The sequence below is a fragment of the Azospirillum brasilense genome, assembly GCF_022023855.1.
In the GTDB taxonomy this organism is placed as follows: domain Bacteria; phylum Pseudomonadota; class Alphaproteobacteria; order Azospirillales; family Azospirillaceae; genus Azospirillum; species Azospirillum brasilense_F.
The window spans coordinates 950,137-966,713 of the sequence record NZ_CP059449.1; the positions used below are offsets into that span (position 1 = coordinate 950,137).

14 protein-coding genes are annotated in these 16,577 nt (G+C 68.0%); 5 read left to right on the top strand and 9 right to left on the bottom strand.

What is annotated here, in order from left to right; genetic code table 11:
- Positions 1 to 176: 176 nt before the first annotated feature.
- Positions 177 to 1,349 (bottom strand): porin, encoded by a 1,173-nt coding sequence (locus H1Q64_RS04505; RefSeq protein ID WP_237904550.1) that lies wholly within the window; start codon positions 1,347 to 1,349, stop codon positions 177 to 179.
- A 343-nt stretch (positions 1,350 to 1,692) separates the two neighbouring features.
- On the opposite strand from H1Q64_RS04505, the gene H1Q64_RS04510 reads away from it, so the two are divergent.
- From H1Q64_RS04510 to holA, 4 genes are all read left to right on the top strand, one after another.
- Positions 1,693 to 2,232: a DUF3576 domain-containing protein gene (locus tag H1Q64_RS04510; protein ID WP_014238944.1), complete on the top strand. Its 540-nt coding sequence runs from the start codon at positions 1,693 to 1,695 to the stop codon at positions 2,230 to 2,232.
- 110 nt (positions 2,233 to 2,342) lie between these two features.
- Entirely contained in the window at positions 2,343 to 4,913 is a 2,571-nt protein-coding gene (gene leuS / locus H1Q64_RS04515) for a leucine--tRNA ligase (protein WP_237904551.1), read from the top strand.
- A gap of 115 nt (positions 4,914 to 5,028) precedes the next feature.
- Positions 5,029 to 5,463, top strand: coding sequence for an LPS assembly lipoprotein LptE (gene lptE / locus H1Q64_RS04520; RefSeq protein WP_237904552.1), 435 nt, complete (start codon positions 5,029 to 5,031; stop codon positions 5,461 to 5,463).
- Positions 5,464 to 5,512: 49 nt separating this feature from the next.
- On the top strand, positions 5,513 to 6,535 hold the full coding sequence (gene holA, locus H1Q64_RS04525) for a DNA polymerase III subunit delta (RefSeq protein ID WP_237904553.1): 1,023 nt from the start codon (positions 5,513 to 5,515) through the stop codon (positions 6,533 to 6,535).
- Positions 6,536 to 6,589: 54 nt separating this feature from the next.
- On the opposite strand, the gene H1Q64_RS04530 is transcribed toward holA, so the two are convergent.
- From H1Q64_RS04530 to H1Q64_RS04565, 8 genes are all read right to left on the bottom strand, one after another.
- A complete protein-coding gene (locus H1Q64_RS04530) occupies positions 6,590 to 7,969 on the bottom strand; it encodes an esterase-like activity of phytase family protein (RefSeq protein ID WP_237904554.1) in 1,380 nt (459 codons plus the stop codon).
- A 114-nt stretch (positions 7,970 to 8,083) separates the two neighbouring features.
- Entirely contained in the window at positions 8,084 to 8,995 is a 912-nt protein-coding gene (locus tag H1Q64_RS04535; protein ID WP_237904555.1) for a ParB/RepB/Spo0J family partition protein, read from the bottom strand.
- On the bottom strand, positions 8,995 to 9,789 hold the full coding sequence (locus H1Q64_RS04540; protein WP_237904556.1) for a ParA family protein: 795 nt from the start codon (positions 9,787 to 9,789) through the stop codon (positions 8,995 to 8,997). The genes H1Q64_RS04535 and H1Q64_RS04540 overlap by 1 nt, the downstream gene beginning before the upstream one ends.
- Positions 9,790 to 9,838: 49 nt before the next feature.
- Positions 9,839 to 10,453 (bottom strand): 16S rRNA (guanine(527)-N(7))-methyltransferase RsmG, encoded by a 615-nt coding sequence (gene rsmG, locus H1Q64_RS04545; RefSeq protein WP_237904557.1) that lies wholly within the window; start codon positions 10,451 to 10,453, stop codon positions 9,839 to 9,841.
- On the bottom strand, positions 10,453 to 12,321 hold the full coding sequence (mnmG, locus tag H1Q64_RS04550; RefSeq protein ID WP_237904558.1) for a tRNA uridine-5-carboxymethylaminomethyl(34) synthesis enzyme MnmG: 1,869 nt from the start codon (positions 12,319 to 12,321) through the stop codon (positions 10,453 to 10,455). The genes rsmG and mnmG overlap by 1 nt, the downstream gene beginning before the upstream one ends.
- A gap of 109 nt (positions 12,322 to 12,430) precedes the next feature.
- On the bottom strand, positions 12,431 to 13,762 hold the full coding sequence (gene mnmE / locus H1Q64_RS04555) for a tRNA uridine-5-carboxymethylaminomethyl(34) synthesis GTPase MnmE (protein WP_237904909.1): 1,332 nt from the start codon (positions 13,760 to 13,762) through the stop codon (positions 12,431 to 12,433).
- Positions 13,763 to 13,796: 34 nt separating this feature from the next.
- A complete protein-coding gene (locus H1Q64_RS04560; protein ID WP_237904559.1) occupies positions 13,797 to 14,156 on the bottom strand; it encodes a (2Fe-2S) ferredoxin domain-containing protein in 360 nt (119 codons plus the stop codon).
- Positions 14,153 to 14,404 (bottom strand): DUF6489 family protein, encoded by a 252-nt coding sequence (locus tag H1Q64_RS04565; protein WP_014238933.1) that lies wholly within the window; start codon positions 14,402 to 14,404, stop codon positions 14,153 to 14,155. Before H1Q64_RS04565 ends, H1Q64_RS04560 begins: the two co-directional genes overlap by 4 nt.
- A gap of 154 nt (positions 14,405 to 14,558) precedes the next feature.
- On the opposite strand from H1Q64_RS04565, the gene H1Q64_RS04570 reads away from it, so the two are divergent.
- Positions 14,559 to 16,577 carry a thioredoxin domain-containing protein gene (locus H1Q64_RS04570; RefSeq protein WP_237904560.1) on the top strand — a complete coding sequence of 673 codons (2,019 nt, stop codon included), beginning with the start codon at positions 14,559 to 14,561 and terminating at the stop codon, positions 16,575 to 16,577.

A 16,577-nucleotide genomic window follows, 5' to 3' on the forward strand; every position in this document is an offset into this window, starting at 1 on the left:
ATGAACAAACTTTACGCACCGAAAAGCACCAGGGCGGACGGCGAACCGGCGGGCGAAAGCGCACGGAAAAGGCGTAGCGCGACAGGCAAGGGCAGCGCGACAGGCAAGGAAGATGGACAAAGAAAAAGGGCGGTGGCCGAAGCCACCGCCCTTCTCCATCCACGGATGACCGCAGATTAGAACGCCAGGACCGTACGGAGCAGGACGACGTGACCGTCGTTGTCCAGGTCCGCAGCGGCCGTGCTCAGGTCGCTCTCGGCCTTGAAGTAGTCATACTGAGCCTGCAGGGTCAGGCCCGGAGCGACGGTGTAGCCGGCGCCCACTTCGATGACTTCCAGGGTGCGGTCGCCAGCGGCATAGAGGCTGCCGGCGTCCTTGCCGCTCTTGTAGTTGGCGCCGACGACGATCGGGCCAGCGGTGTACTGAGCGCCGACAACCCAGAGGCGGCTCTTCTCGTTGTCCGAGGTCGCGGTCTGGATCTGGCCCGACTCACCGAAGTCGGTGTACGAACCGCCGAGCGAGAAGCCGGCGTAGCCGAGCTGGGCACCAACCTGCCAAGCGTTCAGGTCCTCGACGCTGGCGCCGACCGTGGTCGTGCCGGCAGCGGAACCCCAGTAGTAGCCAGCGCTGGCCTTCAGCGAAACGCCGCCGAAGGTGTTGCTGTAGTTGGCGCCGACTTCGACCAGATCCTCGAACGTGGTCGAGAAGCCGCGGCCGGTGGCGGTGACCGGGGTCAGGTCAGCGCGGTTGACCGAGGCGTGCGAGTCGTCGTTGCGCGGGGTGTAGCTGGCGCCCACCTGCAGGCCGGCGAAGCGCGGCGAGAAGTACACGATCTTGGTCGCGTTGTTCTCGACGACCAGCGACTGGCTCAGCATCGAGCCGTTCAGACCGGCGAGGCCGCCACCGATGTCGGAGGTCTGGCCGATCCAGGCGGCGACGCCGTCATAGATGCCGAGCTGCAGGTAATCCTGCGGAGCGGTGACGTAGGTGGCGTCGTTGAAGGAGTTGGTCACGCCCATCTGGACCTGACCGAACGCGCCCTGCGCGAAGATGTAGCCGCGGTCGGCGTCCATCGTGCGGGCGTTGTTGGCACCCGAGTTGGCGCGCATACGGATGCGGCCACCGTACTCCAGACCGTTGTCGGCCTTGGCGGTCGGGGTCACGATGACGCGGAAGCGGTTGCGGAAGTCAACCGAACGGGCGCCCTGGTCGCGGTCTTCGTTGACGTAGCCGCCTTCGAAGTAGGCGTCGCCGCCGACCTTGACTTCAAACTTGGCCTGAGCGTTGGCAGCGCCGGCACCCAGAGCCAGAGCGGCAGCGGCGCAGCCCGCGAGCAGATAACGGTTCATGATTGTTGCCTCCATCCTGGCAGCAGAATTTTCAGCCCGGTTAACGTCCTGGCTGGCTCTGTGGTACGCAGATGCGGGGACGCCAGCAAGCCGGAAATCGAAAAGTTGCAGCAATGAAGGAACAGTGTGTCCGACGGAACACACCTTGATTGTGCGCCGCCGTTGGAATTCCGCCGCCCGCGCCATCCCGTCCGCAGGGCTCCGGCATCGCCCCGGACACAGCAAAGGCACAGGCTGCGCCCCGCATCGGCTGTTGCCGCGGGCGGGCTTTTATGGTCTTTTCACCGGCATCCGCCGCGGTATCGTGCGCGGTACCCCGAATTTATTGATCCAGGTTCCGACCATGCGCCGTTCCCGTGTCCTTCGCCTTGCCCCCGTCGTGCTCGCGGCGTCGCTCGCCGTGGCCGGTTGCTCCAGCTGGGGCGGCCAGACGGAAACCGTCGATGAGCAGATCAAGAAGGAATACAAGTTCGGCAGCCTTCTCGGCACCGACGGCGGCTTCAGCCTGTTCGGCAAGAACAAGCGCAACGGCGCCGAGCAGGGCGATCCCAACGGCATCGGCGTCAACAGCTTCCTGTGGCGCGCCTCGCTGGACACGCTGTCCTTCATGCCGATCGTCTCCGCCGACCCGTTCGGCGGCGTCATCCTGACCGACTGGTACACCCCGCCGGACACCCCGAACGAGCGCTTCAAGGTCAACCTGTACATCATGGATCGCCAGCTCCGCGCCGACGGCGTGCGGGTGTCGGTGTTCAAGCAGCAGCGCGCCGGGTCGGACTGGCGCGACAGCGCGGTCGGGCCGGAGACGGCGACGACGCTGGAGGACGCGGTGCTGACCCGCGCCCGCCAGATCCGCGTCGCCCAGCAGGCCGCGGCACGCTGAACGGGGCGCCGGGCGGGGTGGGGCGCGGTCATCGGTCCGCCGCCTGTTGCCCCGCCGTCGGCGCCTTATTTGTCTAGATCCACGAAACTCACGGAACGGCGTCTGCGGTCATGTCGCGTTACAATGTCAAGGAAACCGAAGCGAAGTGGCAGGGCGAGTGGGAGCGGCAGGGCTGCTTCACCGCGCGCGAGGACGCTTCCCGTGAGAAGTATTACGTGCTGGAGATGTTCCCCTACCCGTCGGGGCGCATCCACATGGGGCATGTCCGCAACTACACCATCGGCGATGTGATCGCGCGCTACAAGCGCGCCCGTGGCTTCAACGTTCTGCACCCGATGGGCTGGGACGCCTTCGGCCTGCCGGCGGAGAACGCCGCGCTGGAGAAGAAGACCCATCCGGCCAAATGGACGCGCGAGAACATCGCGGCCATGCGCGCCCAGCTGAAGACGATGGGCCTGTCCATCGACTGGGACCGCGAGATCGCCACCTGCGACGTGGAGTATTACCGCCACGAGCAGAAGATGTTCCTGGATTTCCTCAAGGAAGGCCTGGCCTACCGCAAGGAGTCCTGGGTCAACTGGGACCCGGTCGACAACACGGTCCTCGCCAACGAGCAGGTGATCGACGGTCGCGGCTGGCGCACCGGGGCGCTGGTCGAGAAGCGCAAGCTGTCGCAGTGGTTCCTCAAGATCACCGCCTACGCCGACGAGCTGCTGAAGGGGCTGGACACGCTGGACCGCTGGCCGGAGCGCGTGCGCCTGATGCAGGAGAACTGGATCGGCAAGTCCACCGGCGTGCGTTTCCGCTTCGACCTCGTCGGACGGACGGACAAGCTGGAAGTCTTCACGACCCGGCCCGACACGCTGTTCGGCGCGTCCTTCGCGGCGATCTCCGCCAACCACCCGCTGGCCGCCGAACTGGCCGCCGGCAACCCCGCGCTGGCCGAGTTCATCGCCGAGTGCAACCGCCTGGGCACCAGCGAGGAGGCGATCGAAACCGCTGAGAAGCGCGGCTTCGACACCGGGCTGCGGGTGGTGCATCCCTTCGACCCGTCCTGGGAGCTGCCGGTCTACGTCGCCAACTTCGTGCTGATGGAATACGGCACGGGCGCCATCTTCGGCTGCCCGGCCCATGACCAGCGCGACCTGGACTTCGCCCGCAAGTACGGCCTGCCGGTCACGCCGGTGGTCGTTCCGGCGGACGCCGATCCCGCGACCTTCGCGGTCGGCGACGAGGCCTATACCGGCCCCGGCCTGCTGCGCAATTCCCGCTTCCTCGACGGGATGGAGGTCGAGCCGGCCAAGCAGGAGGTCGGCAAGCGGCTTGAGGAGCAGGGGCAGGGCGAGCGCACCACCCAGTACCGCCTGCGCGACTGGGGCGTTTCCCGCCAGCGTTACTGGGGCTGCCCGATCCCGGTCATCCACTGCGACAGCTGCGGCATCGTCCCGGTTCCGCAGCAGGATCTGCCGGTCGTTCTGCCGGACGACGTGACCTTCGACAAGCCCGGCAACCCGCTGGACCACCACCCGACGTGGAAGCACACGAGCTGCCCGAGCTGCGGCAAGCCGGCGGTGCGCGAGACGGACACCTTCGACACCTTCATCGAGTCGAGCTGGTATTTCGCCCGCTTCTGCTCGCCCAAAGCCGAGGATGTCGCCTTCACGCGCGAGGCGGTGGACTACTGGCTGTCCGTGGACCAGTACATCGGCGGCATCGAGCATGCCGTGCTGCACCTGCTCTATTCCCGCTTCTGGACGCGGGCGATGAAGCAGTGCGGCTACCTGAACGTGGAGGAGCCCTTCGCCGGCCTCTTCACCCAGGGCATGGTCAACCATGAGACCTACAAGGACACCGGCACCGGCGCCTGGCTGGCCCCGACCGACATCCGCAGGAACGATCTCGGCGACTACATCCGCAACGACAACGACGGCCCGGTGACGGTTGGCCGCGTCGAGAAGATGTCGAAGTCCAAGAAGAACGTGGTGGATCCGGCGCACATCATCGGCACCTACGGCGCCGACGCCGCCCGCCTGTTCATGCTGTCCGACAGCCCGCCGGAACGCGACCTGGAATGGACCGAAGCCGGCATCGACGGCGCCTGGCGCTACATCAACCGCCTGTGGCGGATGGTGACGGAATCGCCGGTCGCTCTGCCGCCCGCCGGGACGCCGAAGCCGGACGTCTTCAGCGCCAAGGCCGAGGCCACCCGCCGTCTGGTCCACAAGGCCATCGCCGGCATCTCGGAAGACCTGGAGAAGTTCCGCTTCAACAAGGCGGTGGCCCGCGTGCGAGAGCTGTCCAACGCACTGGCCGAGCTGGACGGCACGGGCGAGGGCGAAGCCTGGGTCCTGCGCGAAGGCTTCGAGGCCACCGTCCGCCTGATCGCCCCGATGATGCCCCATCTCGCCGAGGAGCTGTGGGCGCAGCTCGGCCATGCCACGCTGCTTGTCAACCAGCCCTGGCCGCAGGCCGACGCCGCCCTGGTGGTCGAGGACTCGGTCACCATGGCGGTGCAGGTCAACGGCAAGCTGCGCGCGACGCTGGAGCTGCCGCGCGACATGGCGAAGGATGCCGCGGAGCAGGCCGCCCTGGCCGATCCAAACGTCCAGCGCGCCTTGGAGGGCAAGCCGGTGCGCAAGGTCATCGTCGTCCCGAACCGGGTGATCAATGTCGTCGTCTGACCTCCCTAATGACAATGGCCGTAACCGCAAAGCCGGCGTACGGCGGCGAGGGCTTCTGGCCCTCGCCCTGCTTGCGCCGGCGGTGCTTGCCACGGCGGCCTGCGGTTTCCAGCCCATGTATGGAAACCTCGGGGCGAACAGCATCGGCACCGCCGAGCTCCAGCAGGTCGAGATCGGCGGCATCAAGGACCGTTATGGCCAGAAGCTGCGCAATCTCCTGATCGACCGCTTCTACGCCGATGGCCGTCCCGCCGCCCCACGCTACCGGTTGGAGACCGTGCTGACCGCGTCGGAGCAGAAGCTGTCCCTTCAGAAGGACGCGACCGCCACACGCGCCCAGCTCGTCGTGAACGCCCCCTACCAGCTCATCGACGCGGCGACGGGCGCGATCCTGTTCCAGGCCAACGCGCGCTCCTACATCAGCTACAACGTGCTGGAGCAGCAGTACGGCGCCCTGGTCACGGTCGAGAACGCCTACGACCGCGCGATTCTGGAAATCTCCAACGAGATCACCACCCGCGTGGCCGCCCAGCTCGGCCGCAAGCTCTGATCCACACTGGACAACCGGAGGCCGGTCCTCCGCCACCGACGGTGTCTTCGTGAAGCTGCAAGCCCGGGCGATCGACGGCTTCCTGCGCAGCCCCGATCCCAAGATCCGCGCGGTCCTGCTCTACGGCCCGGACACCGGTCTGGTGCGCGACCGCGCCATGGGGCTGGGCCGCACCGTGGTCGCCGACCTGTCCGACCCTTTCCGGGTCACCGAGATGCTGGGCCGCGCCGTCGCCGACGACCCCGCGCGTCTGGCCGACGAGGCCGCCGCCCTGTCCTTCACCGGGGGCCGCCGCCTGATCCGCGTGCGCGAGGCGGAGGACAACGTCGCCGCCGCCTTCACCGCCTTCCTGGCCGACCCGCCGCCCGGTGACAGCCTCGTCATCGTCGAAGCCGGCGATCTCGGCAACCGGTCGAAGTTGCGCACCCTGTTCGAAGGGGCCGACGGCGCCGTCGCCATCCCCTGCTATGTGGAGGAGGAGGCGGCGCTCGGCCGGGTCATCGCCGACATCCTGCACGGCCATGGCCTGACCGCCGATCCCGACGCCCTGACCTTCCTCGCCGGCAATCTGGTCGGCGACCGCATGGTGGCGCGCGGCGAGATGGAGAAGCTGGCGCTCTACATGGGCACGGAGACGCGCGTCCGGCTGGAGGATGCCCAGGCCTGCGTCGGCGACAGCGCGGCCCTGTCGCTCGACGAGCCGATCTGGGCGGCGGCGGAGGGAGACTTCGCGACGCTCGACCGCTCGCTGGCCCGGCTGTTCGCCGAGGGCATGTCCCCGGTGCCGATCCTGCGCGCCGCCCAGCGTCATTTCCAGCGGCTGCAACTGGTCGCCGGGCAGGTGGCGGCGGGCAAGTCGGCGGACGCCGCGGTGGAGGCGCTGCGCCCGCCGGTGTTCTTCAAGATGAAGCCGCGGTTGACCGGTCAGGCCCGCCGCTGGCCGGCGCCGCTGGTTCGGCAGGCGCTGGAGCGGCTGGTCGAGGCCGAGGCCGACTGCAAGCGGACCAACATGCCCGACCAGACGCTGTGCGCCCGCGTCCTCTTCCAGCTCGCCTCGCTGGCGCGGCGCTGAACCTCTTCCTTATTTCGCGACCCCTTATTTCGCGGCCCCTTATTTCGCGGCCCCTTATTTCGTGGCCAGGAACTGCGGCACGCGCAGCAGGATCAGCTCGTTGTGGTCCTGCTTGCCCAGCGCGCGGCCCGACGAGTAGGGGAGGTTGTTGTCGTTGCCGACCACGATGTGCTCGGCGTCCACCACATCGACGTTCTCGATGGTCACGAAGGGAAAGGTGAACTTGCCCTTGTCGCCGCCGAGCCGGGCGATGCCCTTCGGATCGTCGATGTCCATCAGGTCGACGTAACCGACCTTCTTCACGAAGCCCTCGGCGTCGGCCTGGGCGAAGTCGATCTTGTAGACCCGCTTGACCTGCGCCGGGACGTTGAAGCAGTCCGGGGTGGGCTGGCCGCTGCAGCCCTTGGCCGGGTCGCCCTCGCCGTTGTCGCGCTCGATGATCAAGCCGGTGGTGGCGTCGATCATGTTGAAGTCGCCGATGTTGTTGCCGTTGGCCTCCAGAAGGTACTTGAAGCTGCGGCCCGTGAAGTCGCCCTTGGCGACGTCGAACTCGGCGATGCGCAGATACTCCCGCCCGTCCTTGGTCTCCCAGGCACCACCCGTCCCAAGCTGGGCGTTGAACAACGGCCCTTCGAACAGCGGGTAGAGGAACCGGCCGTCCTTCGACGCGGCCATCCCCTCGAAGCCGCGCGAGCGGCGCACCTCGAAGCCGACAGCGCCCGGCACAGCCGGGGTGGACACCGCGTAATGGTCGGGGGAGCGCACGGGCTTGCCGTCCACCTTGCTCTCATGCAGGGACAGCAGCGTGCCGGTCCGGTCGGTCACCAGGATGTAGGGGCCGAACTCGTCGCCAAAATACATCCGGTCGCCGATGATCTGCACGCTCTCGACGTCGAAGTCGGCGCCGGTCAGGTAGCGTTCCTTGGTCGCCTCGGTGACGATGGGGAAGGGCACCTTGCGGTCGGGATCGCGCAGGAACAGCGTCTCGGCCACCGCCGCCGCGCCGGTCTTCCAATCGATGGTCAGCCTGTGCACCGTCAGCATGGCGTCGGCGGAGTTGCTCTTGCTGCCGAAGCCGTTGTCGGTCAGCACCAGGAAGCTGCCGTCGCCAAGCGCCTTGATCCCGGAGAAGCCCTGGACCGGCTGGCCCTCGAAGGGCAGTGCCATGCCGGTGCCGCGCGCCGCGCCGGGTGCCGACAGGAAGGATGTGCCGTCGATGCTGCGGGACTGGTCGACGCGTTTGCGGTCGGCGGCGGTGAACTTGCCGGAGGTGCGGAAGAGGTCTGGCGCGTCGGCGGGCGGCGCCACAAAGGTCGCCGCGTCGATAACACCGTGTCCGGCCAACTCCGCCGGGAATTTCTGGTCCGCAAGAGCCGGCCCCGCAATCAGGGCCGCGGTAAGGCCGGCAAGGCACAGGCCGTGGATGGGCTTCATGAATCTCCCCCTCTTTGTCGGCTCCGGCCACGTCGCTGCGGCCGGACGACCCTGTTTAGGGGGAGATCATGTTAGTGCCGTTTCACTAAAGTGACAGTTTGGTTCCGCGACTTCCTATTCACCACCAAGCCGGCGCAGCACGTCGTCAAGCTGGTCCAGCGTCTGGTAATGGATGGTGATGGAGCCGCCCTTGCCCTGCGGCGTGATCGCGACCTTCAGCCCGATGCGGGCGGAGATCTCTTCCTCCAGATTCACCAGATCGACGTCCCTGAGCGTCGGGTCGGTGGCGGCACCGCCGCGTCCGCCGGTCTTCTTGGCCTTGACCGGCGCACTGCCACGCATCAGGTCTTCGGTCTGGCGCACGTTCAGCCCACGCTTGACCACCTCGCGTGCCACCGACACCGGATCGGAAGAGGTGAGCAGCGCGCGGGCATGGCCGGCGCTGAGCGCCCCCTCCTGCACCATGCCCTTGACCGGGTCGGGCAGGGCGAGCAGGCGCATCATGTTGGCGACGTGGCTGCGGCTCTTGCCGACCGAGCGCGCCAGATCCTCCTGCGTGTGTTCGAACTCCTCCATCAGGCGCTTGTAGCCCTCAGCCTCTTCGAGCGGCGTCAGGTCCTGGCGCTGGATGTTCTCGATCAGCGCGATTTCCAGCGCTTCACGATCCGACAGCTCGCGGATGACGACCGGCACCTCGTGCAGGCCGGCGATCTGCGCGGCCCGCCAGCGGCGTTCGCCGGCGATCAGCTCATAGGAGTTGGTCGTCTCCGAATCCCGGCGGACGAGCAGGGGCTGGAGGATGCCCTTGTCGCGGATCGACTCGACCAGCCCCTGCAGCGCCTCGTCGTCGAAGGTGCGGCGCGGCTGGTACTTGCCGGGATGGATGAACTCGATGGGCACCTGCTTGGACTGGCGCACCTTATCGAGCGCGGAATAGTCCTCCGCCGCCTCGCCGAACAGGGCGGACAGGCCACGACCCAGGCTGGCGCGGCGGGCACCGCCGTCCGAACGTTTGGTATCCTCCATCACGCGCTCAGCCTCTTCTCACGGCGCAGCACCTCGCCGGCCAAATGGATGTATGCCTGCGACCCGGGGCAGCGCATGTCGTAGATCAGCACCGGCTTGCCGTGGGACGGCGCCTCCGAGACCTTCACGTTCCGCGGGATGACGGTGTCGTAGACCTTCTCCCCGAAGAAGCCGCGGACGTCGGCGGCCACCATGTCGGACAGGTTGTTGCGTTTGTCGAACATGGTCAGCACGACGCCGTGGATGTCCAGCTCGGGGTTGAAGGCGCGCTTCACCCGCTCGATGGTGCGGACGAGGTGGCTGAGGCCCTCCAGCGCGTAGAACTCGCACTGCAGCGGCACCATCACAGCGTGGGAGGCGACCAGCGCGTTCAGCGTCAGGAGGCCGAGCGCCGGCGGGCAGTCGATCAGCACGTAGTCGTATTCCAGCGCGCTCTTGTCCACCGCCTCGCGCAGCCGGAACTCGCGCCGCTCGGAGGTGACCAGTTCGACCTCGGCGCCGGACAGATCGACGGAGGAGGTGATGATCGACAGGTTCGGCACCGTTGACACCGTCGCGGCGTCTTCCAGTGGCATGCCGTCGAACAGGACGTCGTAGATGCCGACACGCCGGTCGGCGCGCGGGATGCCGAGGCCGGTGGAGGCGTTGCCCTGGGGATCGAGATCGATCACCAGAACACGCTTGCCGATGGCGGCCAGGGCGGTTGCCAGATTGATGGTGGTCGTGGTCTTGCCCACGCCGCCTTTCTGGTTGGCAATCGATATGACGCGGGCGGAGGGAAGGGCGGAGGGCATGTCAGCCTCGCGGGAAGCGTCGGAGCGGGAATGCATCAGGGTCGCGGTCTTAGACACGGGCGATACCACTCACACGCAGGATGGTTCCGGTGGGGTCGGTGCGGCTGTCGAAGCGCTCGGTCCGCATCTTCCAATATTTGGTGGTATCGGTCAATTCGTCCGCCACATTTTGCCCCTTGGGAAACAGTGCCGCACCCCGGTCCTGCAGGAAGGGATGGGCCCAGGTCAGCAGGTCGTTCAGCGGCGCCAGGGCGCGGGCCGTCACCACGTCGGCGGCGATCGGCGGCACCGCCTCGATCCGCTTGTTGTGGACGGTGACCGACGCTCCGGCGACGCGGGCCACCTCGCGCAGGAAGGCGCATTTGCGGGAGTCGCTCTCCACCAGATGAACCTCCGGCACACCCATGATCGCGAGGACCAGGCCGGGGAAGCCGGCACCGCTGCCCAGATCGACCAGCACCCGGGCGCCTTCGGGCAGCAGCGGGTAGAGCTGCGCGGAGTCGAGGAAATGACGGCGCCAGGCGTCGGGCAGGGTGGAGGGGCCGACGAGGTTGATCTTTGGCTGCCACTTGCGCAGCGTCGCCTCGTAAGCGGCGAGGCGGTCGAGCGTTTCACGTGAAACAGCGGTCTCAGCCTGGAAGGCTGCGGCATCGAACAGGCTCATCAGACGGCCACCTTCACGTCGCGCCGTTTCACGTGGCGGAGCAGGGCGACCAGCGCCGCCGGGGTCATGCCGGGAATGCGGGCCGCGGCGCCCAAGGTCGCCGGGCGGGCTTGCCGGAGCTTTTGCCGGATCTCCGCCGACAGGCTGCCGATGCTGTCGGGATCGAGATCATCGGGCAGCTCCAGCGCCTCATCCTTGCGGAAGGCACGGATGTCGGCCTCCTGCCGGTCGAGATAGCCGGCGTATTTCCCGTCGATCTCCAACTGCTCGACAACGTCGGCAGGGATCGCCGACAGCTCCGGCCACAGCCGGGCGAGAGTGGAGAGGTCGAGGTCTGGGTAACGCAGCAGGTCGGCGGCGGTCCGCCGCACGCCGTCCTGGTTGACCGTGATGCCCTGCCGTTGCAGCTCCGCCGGGGTGGCCTGGAGGGCGCGCACCAGCGCGCGGCCGGCGGAGAGTGCCTCGGCCTTCGCCGTGAAAGCATCGCGCCGCGCCGACCCGACGCACCCAATGGCCAGACCTTTCGGTGTGAGCCGCTGGTCGGCGTTGTCGGCGCGCAGGATCAACCGGTACTCGGCGCGCGAGGTGAACATCCGGTAGGGTTCGTTGGTCCCACGGGTGATCAGGTCATCGACCAGCACCCCGATGTAGGCATCGGCGCGGTCGAGGATGAAGCCCTCCGCCGAGCCGCCGGCCAGCAGGGCGGCGTTGATGCCGGCCATGAGGCCTTGCGCCGCCGCTTCCTCGTAGCCGGTGGTTCCGTTGATCTGGCCGGCGAAGAACAGGCCGGGAGTCCGGCGCGTCTCCAGCGTCGACTTCAGCTCGCGCGGGTCGACGAAGTCGTATTCAATGGCGTAGCCGGGGCGGATCATCACCGCCCGTTCCAGCCCCGGCATTGTCTTCAAGAAGCCAAGCTGAACGTCGCGGGGCAGGGACGTGGAGATGCCGTTGGGGTAAACCGTGTCGTCGTCCAGCCCCTCCGGCTCCAGGAAGATCTGGTGGCGCTCCTTGTCAGCGAAGCGCACCACCTTGTCCTCGATGGATGGGCAATAGCGCGGGCCGGTGCTCTGGATCTGGCCGGAGTACATCGGCGCGCGGTGGAGGTTGCCGCGGATCAGCGCGTGCATCTCCGGCGTCGTCCAGGTGATCGCGCAGTCGATCTGCGGCGTGTCGATCCGGTCGGTCAGGTAGGAGAAGGGCGGTGGTGGCGTGTCGCCCGGCTGCTTCTCCAGAGCATCCCAATCGATGGTCTTGCCGTCGAGCCGGGGCGGCGTGCCCGTCTTCAGACGTCCCAGCGGGAAGCCCAGACGCGCCAGCGTGTCGGATAGGCCGATGGACGGCGCCTCGCCGACGCGACCCGCCGGTGTGGTTTCCTCACCGATATGGATCAGGCCGCGCAAGAAGGTGCCGGTGGTCAGCACCACGCTTCCCGCCGCGAGCGTTTCGCCGGACCCAGTGACCACGCCCGTGACCCGCCCATCCTCGCCGATGGTCAGGTCCTCGGCGCCGCCGGCCTCGATGGACAGGTTCGGCTGTTCCGCGAGGATCGCCTGCACCGCCTGCCGGTACAGCTTGCGGTCGGCCTGGGCGCGCGGGCCACGGACGGCCGGTCCCTTGCTGCGGTTCAGGATGCGGAACTGGATGCCGCCCCGGTCGATGGCGCGGGCCATGACGCCGTCGAGCGCGTCGATCTCGCGCACCAGATGACCTTTTGCCAACCCGCCGATGGCTGGGTTGCAGGACATCTCGCCGATGGTGTCCAGCTTGTGGGTGAGCAGCAGGGTGCGCGCACCCATGCGCGCCGCGGCGGCGGCAGCCTCGCAACCGGCGTGGCCTCCGCCGACAACAATGACGTCGAACGTTCGCATGGCCGGACCATAGCCGAGTCAGCACCGGACGCCAAGCGCCGCGACACCGCGCAGCCCGTGTTTCACGTGAAACAGAACGGCACGGCGCGTTTGTCACGACATCCACAGTTCACTTGCCGATGCAGAAATCCCGGAAGATCACGTCCAGCAGGTCTTCGACATCGACCCGCCCGGTGATGCGACCAAGGGCCCGGCTCGCCAGACGCACATCCTCGGCCATCAGCTCCGGCAAGGGAGCGGTCAAGGCGCGGCGCAGGGCATCCCGACACTCCTCCAAGGCGGAGCGGTGGCGGGCACGGGTCAGGGCGGGGGCACCACTGCCCGCCAGCCGGTCGGCGGTAAACGCCGTCAAACACCGCTCCAGCTCCGGCAGGCCGGCACCGGTCCGGGCCGAGACCGCAACCGCCTCCCAGCCGTCGACCGTCGGCACCGTGGCATCGACCACGTCGGTCTTGTTCAGGACCACCACCGTGTCCTTGTCGAGCAGGGCGACCGTCGCCGGGTCGAGCGTCGGTTGAGCGGTGGCGTCGAACACGGCGACCTTCACGTCGGCGCGGGCGGCGCGGTCGAGTGCGCGGCGGATGCCTTCCTCTTCCACCTCGTCGGCGGCCGCCTCACGCAGGCCCGCCGTGTCGGCCAGCACCACCGGGTAGCCGCCGAGGTCGAGATGGACTTCGATCACGTCGCGGGTGGTGCCGGCGCGGGCCGAGACGATGGCGGCCTCGCGGCGGGCGAGAGCGTTTAGCAGGCTCGACTTCCCAGCGTTGGGCGCGCCGACGATGGCGATGTGCAGCCCCTCGCGCAGCCGTTCCCCACGGCCACGGTCATCGAGGTGGGCGTCGATCTCGCCGGCCAGAGTGCTCAGTACGGGACGCGCGGCGTCCGAGACGCCGGAAGGCAAGTCCTCATCAGGGAAGTCAATGTCGGCCTCGATATGGGCGAGCGACCGGGTCAGCCGATCGCGCCAGTTGTCGTAGAGTTTGCCGAGCGCTCCCTCCATCTGGCGCAGGGCCTGACGGCGCTGGACGGAGGTCTCGGCGTCCACGAGGTCGGCGACCGCCTCGGCCTCGGTCAGGTCGAGCTTGCCGTTCTCGAAGGCGCGGCGCGTGAACTCACCGGGTTCGGCGACGCGCAGTCCGGGCAGGGTGGACAGCGCCTCCACCACGCCGGCCACCACGGCGCGCCCACCATGCAGGTGCAGCTCGACCACGTCCTCACCGGTGAAGCTGCGGGGGGCTGTGAAGCGCAGGACCAGGGCGTCGTCCAGCGCCTCGCCGGTCTTGGGATCGCGCAGCCGGACCAGGGTGGCCATGCGGGGTTCAGGCAGCGGCTTGCCGGTCAGGGCGGCGAGCGCGTCGCCGGAAGCCGGGCCCGAAACGCGAACCACCGCCACACCGGCGCGGCCGGGGGCGGTGGCGAGGGCGAAGATGGTCGGGATCATCGTGCCGAGTATCATCGTGCCGGTTCCGGAACGATCAGCCGACCTGTTCCGGCAGCAGTTCTTTTTGTTCCGGCTTCAGCATGAGCCGTTCCACGCGGTCACCACCGACCAAGTGCGTCTCCAGGATCGCGTCCACATCGGCGAAGGAGCGGTAGGTGTACCAGACGCCCTCCGGATAGATGACCAGCACCGGACCCAGCTCGCAACGGTCCAGGCAACCGGCGGCGTTGATCCGCACACGGCCGTCCAGACCCAGCTCGCGGGCGCGGGCCTTCATGTAGTCGCGGAGTTTCTCGGACCCCCGGGCGGCGCAGGAGCCGCGCTTGTGTCCATCGGGGCGGCGGTTGGTGCAGGAGAAAACATGGGCTTCGAAGTAGGGCTTCGGATCGGTCACTTGCGTCCATCCTGTCCCATGGCGGCGGCCATCTGGGACCAAAACATTTTCTGAAGCTGCTCCATGCCCTGAATTCCCGCCGGCAGCCATGTCTTCATCATCGTCTCGGGGTCCATGGCGAGCAGGGAGGCCTGCATGCGGTCCTGGATCTCCTGCATCATGGCGTCCTGCATGGGTTTCACGTCGGGAAGGCCCAGGAAGTGGCGCGCCTCTTCGGGTGTGCAGTCGATGTCGATGGTGATTTTCATGGCCCCATTCCCTTGGAAAGCGCGCGGTACGCAGGAAATTAAGGGTTGAGCGCCGCTTCGGCTCATGCCCCACTATACAGATAGGAAGCCCTGGCGCAACGGCACCGCCGCGCCAGTTTATTCCCAACCACGCCACAGACCGGAAACGCCTGCGATGCCCGCGAACCTGCTTGGCCGGGAGACCAGCCCCTACCTGCTCCAGCACAAGGACAACCCCGTCCATTGGATGGCCTGGGGCCGCGACGCCTTCGAACGGGCCAAGCGCGAGAACAAGCCGGTGCTGTTGTCGGTCGGCTACGCCGCCTGCCACTGGTGCCACGTGATGGCGCACGAGAGCTTCGAGAACCCGGAGATCGCCGGGCTGATGAACGAGCTGTTCGTCAACATCAAGGTGGACCGGGAGGAGCGGCCCGACGTCGACCAGATCTACCAGTCGGCCCTGGCCATGCTGGGCCAGCAGGGCGGCTGGCCGCTGACCATGTTCCTGACGCCGGAGGCCGAGCCCTTCTGGGGCGGCACCTACTTTCCGCCGGCCTCGCGTTACGGGCGGCCCGGCTTTCCCGACGTGCTGCGCGGCGTGGCGGAGACCTACCGCAACAAGCCGGAGAACGTGACCCGGAACGTCGCCGCGCTGAAGAACGCGCTGGGCAAGCTGGCCGAGAACCGGGCGGCGGGGGAGGTCGACCTCGCCATGCTCGACCAGATCGCCGACCGGCTGGTCCGCGAGGTCGATCCCTTCCACGGCGGCATCGGCCACGCCCCGAAATTCCCCCAGGTGCCGATCTTCACGCTGCTGTGGCGGGCCTGGCTGCGCACCGGCAAGGAACCCTACCGGGAGGCGGTCACCAACACGCTGGCCCATATGAGCCAGGGCGGCATCTACGACCATCTGGGCGGCGGCTTCGCCCGCTACTCGGTGGACGAGATGTGGCTGGTGCCGCATTTCGAGAAGATGCTCTACGACAACGCCCAGCTTCTCGACCTGATGACCCTGGTCTGGCAGGCGGAGCGGGAGCCGCTGTTCGAGACGCGCATCCGTGAAACGGTCGGCTGGGCGCTGCGCGAGATGATCGCCGAGGGTGGCGGCTTCGCCGCGACCCAGGACGCCGACAGCGAAGGCGAGGAGGGCCTCTTCTACATCTGGAACGAGGAGGAGATCGACCGTCTCCTCGGCCCCGATGCGGAGGTCTTCAAGCGCGCCTACGGCGTCACGCCGCAGGGCAACTGGGAGGGGGCGACCATCCTCAACCGGTTGCACCGCATCGAGGCGCTGGACGCCGAGACCGAGGCTAAGCTGGCCGAACAGCGGGCGGTCCTCTGGCGGGAGCGCGAAAAGCGGATCAAGCCGGGCTGGGACGACAAGGTGTTGGCCGACTGGAACGGCCTGATGATCGCAGCCCTCGCCCAGGCCGGCATGGTCTTCGACGAGCCGGAGTGGATCGCGGCCGCGCAGCGCGCCTTCGCCTTCGTCCGCGACCGCATGACCGAGGACGGGCGCCTGCTGCACAGCTGGCGGGCCGGGCAGCTCAAGCACCGGGCGACGCTGGACGACTACGCCCACATGGCGCGCGCAGCGCTCGCCCTGCATGAGGCGACCGGCGACGCCGGAGCGCTGGAGCAGGCGCGGGCCTGGGTGCGGGTGCTCGACGCGCATTTCTGGGACGCCCAGGCCGGCGGCTATTTCTACACGGCGGATGACGCCGACGACCTCATCGTCCGCACCAAGTCGGCTGGCGACGCGGCGACGCCCAGCGGCAACGGCACCATGCTGGCGGTTCTGGCGACGCTGCACCACCGCACCGGCGAGGCCGCCTACCGCGAGCGGGCGGATGCATTGGCCGCCGCCTTCTCCGGCGAGCTGAGCCGCAATTTCTTCCCGCTGCCGACCTACCTGAACGCGGCGGAGCTTCTCCAGAAGGCCCAGCAAATCGTCATCGTCGGCGACCCGCAGGCGCCGGACACCGCGGCGCTGCGCCGCGCGGTGCTCGACCGACCGCTTCCCGACCGCATCCTCAGCGTCCTGCCGCCGGGGACGGATCTGCCCGCCGGGCACCCGGCGCACGGCAAGGGCATGCAGGGCGGGGCGGCGACCGCCTATGTCTGCACCGGCATGACCTGCTCCCCGCCGGTGACCGCGCCCGACGCGCTGGCCGCTGCCCTGACCCGGAGATGA